The sequence below is a fragment of the Nonomuraea aridisoli genome, from assembly GCF_003236395.1.
GTDB classification, from domain to species: Bacteria; Actinomycetota; Actinomycetes; order Streptosporangiales; family Streptosporangiaceae; genus Nonomuraea; species Nonomuraea aridisoli.
Genome location: NZ_POUD01000462.1, coordinates 1 through 3,763 on the forward strand (window position 1 = coordinate 1; position 3,763 = coordinate 3,763).

Sequence of the window (3,763 nt, forward strand, 5' to 3'; positions counted from 1 at the left end):
GCCTGAGCTGGTCCGGGGGTGCCGGGCTGGGGCGGTGGTGTCCGGGCGGGCCCCTGCTGGAGGGGTTGTTCCGGCTTCTGCTGCTCGCGCTGCCGCTTCTCGCCGGAGCGGAACAGCCGGCGGGCACGTCCGCCTTCACGCTTCGGCGCGTCCTGCTGGGGGACCTCCCAGCGGGCGAGCTCCTCCCGGGCCGCCGCCTCCTCCCTGCGGGCCCGTTCCTCCAGCGAGGCCGGCTCAACCGGGGACGGCGACGGAGCGGCGCCGAACCCGACGGGCGGCAGGATCGGCGCCTTCCCGGTCGCGTCGCTCGGCGGCGGAGTGGTGTACGCGGCCGTGATGTCCGGTTCTTCCACGACGTTCTGCGGGGGCCGCCAGCCGCTCAGCATCTCGTTCGCGACCAGGGTGGGTGGGTCGGCGGCCCGCCTCGGCGTGCCGCCGACCAGGGCGATCAGCAGGTCCTGCGCGGTGGGGCGCTCGGCGACGTCCATGGAGGTGGCGCGCCGTACGAGCTCGTCGAGCGGCGCGGGGAGCGTACCGAGGTCGGGAGGGGTGTTGAGCACCCGCGTGGCCAGCGTGATCGCGTCGCCGCGCCCGAACGGGTGGCGTCCGCTACCGGCGTAAGCCACCAGGCAGCCCCACGCGAAGATGTCCACCGCGGGGGTGACGGCCTCGCCTCGTACCTGCTCCGGCGCCCACCACCCCGGGCTCCCCAGCAACTCACCCGACATCGTGAACCCGGTCTCCCGGTCGAGCGCCCTGGCGATGCCGAAGTCGATCACGCGTGGGCCGGACAGGGAGAGCATCACGTTCGCCGGCTTCAGGTCCCTGTGCACGAGCCCCGCCACATGGATCGCCGCCAGCGCCGCCGCCACCCCCAGCGCGACGCCGTGCAGCGCCCCCGGCTCGAGGGCCCCGTAGGTGGTGATCTGCTCCGACAGCGGGGTGCCCGCGATGTACTCCGTCACCATGTACGGCCGGCCGTCGCCGGTGTTGCCGTTGTCCAGCACCTGAGCGGTGCAGAACGACGCCACCCTGCGGGCGTTCTCGACCTCCGCGTGGAACCGGGCCGCGAAGCCCTGCTGGTTGGCGAACTCGGCCTTGACGACCTTCAGCGCGACGAAACGCCGCGACGGAGCACGTGCGAGGAACACCGTGCCCATCCCGCCTTCGCCGAGTCTCCCCAGCAGCCGGTACGGCCCGATCTCCCGCAAGTCCGTCGGGCGGAGCGGCGCGGCGCCCGTTGGCTCCATGAGGGACGGCCCTTCCTGTTCCACGACATCCTCTCCCTTGGTCTCCCCACCCGCCATCGCAGGTTCTTCGATGCGGGAGACTGGTTGGATGATGAGGCTTCTGGGCCCTGCAGAAATACGTATTTTGGCGAACAAGCTAGATATTCGTCCGACAAAAAAACTTGGCCAGAACTTCGTGATCGACGGGGGCACCGTCCGGCGCATCGTCCGCGTGGCCGACCTGTCGCCCGATGACGTGGTGATCGAGGTGGGGCCCGGTCTCGGCTCGCTCACGCTGGCGCTGCTGCCGTCGGCCTCTCATGTCGTCGCCGTCGAGATCGACCCCGTGCTGTCGGCCCAGTTGCCCATCACCGCGGCCGACCACGGCGTCGCCGACAACCTCACGGTCATCAACGCCGACGCCATGAAGATCGGCCTTTCCGACCTTCTGGGCCACGTCCCGACCGCGCTGGTGGCCAACCTCCCGTACAACGTGGCCGTCCCCGTGGTCCTGCATCTGCTGGAGGAGCTGCCGTCGCTGCGCAAGGGCCTGGTCATGGTGCAGTCGGAGGTGGCCGACCGTCTCGCCGCCGGTCCCGGCTCCAAGGTGTACGGCGTGCCGTCGGTCAAGGCGGCCTGGTACGCCGACGTGCGCAGGGCCGGTCCGGTGGGCCGTACGGTGTTCTGGCCCGTGCCGAACGTCGATTCCGGGCTCGTCTCGCTCGTCCGGCGCGACCCTCCGTCGACCACGGCGTCGCGTGAGGAGGTGTTCAAGGTCGTGGACGCGGCGTTCGCCCAGCGGCGCAAGACCCTGCGCGCCGCGCTGGCGTCCTGGGCCGGCAGCGCGGCCCAGGCGGAGACGGCCTTGAGGGCGGCCGGCGTCGACCCGTCGGCCCGCGGCGAACAACTGGACATCCACGCCTTCGCCCGCATAGCCGAGTCCCACCCCTGACCCTCTCGCCGTACCCCCGGTCTGGTCGTACGGGGCGAGCCATCCCAGGCTGGCCGCACTGGGCGAGCTGTCCCGTCCGGCTGTCCCGTCCGGCTGTACCGGGCGAGCTGTTCCGGTCCGGCTGTACCAGGTGAGCTGTCCCTGCCGGTTTTCCACAGCCTCACCCGGCTCCCACCGCGCTTTCCACAGAACGGCATTCGGCTCCGTGCCCGGGCGTCCCGCCGGATGATCCTGGCCTCCCCGAACCTCAGCAAGCTCAGGGAGGCCGTTCATGACCACGCACGTATGGCCCGTGTGGCTCAAGTGCTTCATCGCCGGCGGCGGCGGATTCTGTACGGGCTTCGTGGCGGTCGTCGCCACGACCCCCGCCTCGGCCCATGAGACGCTTGAAGCCGCGTCCATCCATGAGAGACAGACGCCCCACGCCGAGAAGAACGACACGCCCCCACCCGATGACAGCGTCACCGGAGCCCCGCCCTTCCGAAGAGAGCACCTCACGGGGACGTTGCTCGTCGCAGAGCAGCACCTCGACGATGCCTTCGGCGACGACCACCCCACGGGAGTCCTCCTCGCCGACATGACCGGCACAGCCCCTCCATTCGACGACTTCCACGTCGATCAGCACATCGACGTCGAAGCCCTCCTCGGCCCTGGTCGGCGTATCACCGGCTCCCTGCTCGGCCAACACCCCACCGGAACCCTCCCGGACCAGCACACCGTCGGAACGCCGCTGGACCAGGCAAGACAGACCACTGGATCGCTGCTGAACCAGGGGACCGGCACCGCAGGGACCGTGCTGGACCAGGGCGAGCACACCCCAGGGACCCTGCTCCACCAAGGCGAGCACACTGCGGGGACCCTGCTCGACCAGGGGGAGCGCACCGCGGGAACCCTGCTGGACCAGGGGCAGCGCACCGCAGGAACGCTGCTCGACCAGGGGCAGCGCGCCGCGGGAACGTTGTTGGACCAGAGCGAGCGCACCGGTGGAACGCTGCTGGATCAAGGGAGACAGGCCACCGGATCCCTGCTGGGCCAGGGGAAGCGCACCGCAGGGACCCGCCCGGGCCGGAAGAACGATGTCCGCAATAAGGTGTCGGCCCAGGTGAACAAGCGGCGCGCCAAAGGCGAGATCGCCCTCTCAGCGGCCCTCCGCCAACTCGGCGTCTCCTACTCCTGGGGTGGCGGCTCAGCCCAAGGCCCCACTCTGGGCATCGGCAGGGGAGCCTCGACCAGAGGCTTCGACTGCAGCGGCCTCGCCCTGTACGCCTGGTCCAAAGCAGGCGTGAAGCTGGCCCACTACACGGGCACCCAATTCCGCCAGGGCCGCAAGATCCCACTTTCCGCCCGCCGCCCAGGCGACCTGCTCTTCTTCGGCGGCGGCACCGGCGACCCGACCCACGTGGGCCTGTTCCTCCGAGGAAACCTCATGATCCACGCCCCGAAAACCGGCGACGTGGTCCGAACGACCGACTTCCTCAACTCCAGCTACTACCGCAAGATCTTCCGAGGCGTCGTCCGCCCAGGCTGACCCGGCACCTACCCCAAACACCCACGGTGTCCCCGCCCCTGAGCACCACGGTGT

General features: G+C 70.4%; 3 protein-coding genes. 2 read left to right on the forward strand and 1 reads right to left on the reverse strand.

The genetic code is table 11. The features are described 5' to 3' along the window. The coding region (locus C1J01_RS46765) for a serine/threonine-protein kinase (RefSeq protein WP_328589752.1) at positions 1–1,274 on the reverse strand (1,274 nt) is incomplete at its 3' end. 46 nt (positions 1,275–1,320) lie between these two features. Here C1J01_RS46765 and rsmA point away from each other — a divergent pair. Both rsmA and C1J01_RS51710 read left to right on the forward strand, forming a co-directional pair. After that, on the forward strand, positions 1,321–2,181 hold the full coding sequence (rsmA, locus tag C1J01_RS46770) for a 16S rRNA (adenine(1518)-N(6)/adenine(1519)-N(6))-dimethyltransferase RsmA (protein ID WP_111185449.1): 861 nt from the start codon (positions 1,321–1,323) through the stop codon (positions 2,179–2,181). A 271-nt stretch (positions 2,182–2,452) separates the two neighbouring features. Then, positions 2,453–3,709, forward strand: a complete 1,257-nt coding sequence (locus tag C1J01_RS51710) for a C40 family peptidase (RefSeq protein WP_220040465.1) — start codon at positions 2,453–2,455, stop codon at positions 3,707–3,709. Positions 3,710–3,763 lie beyond the last annotated feature (54 nt).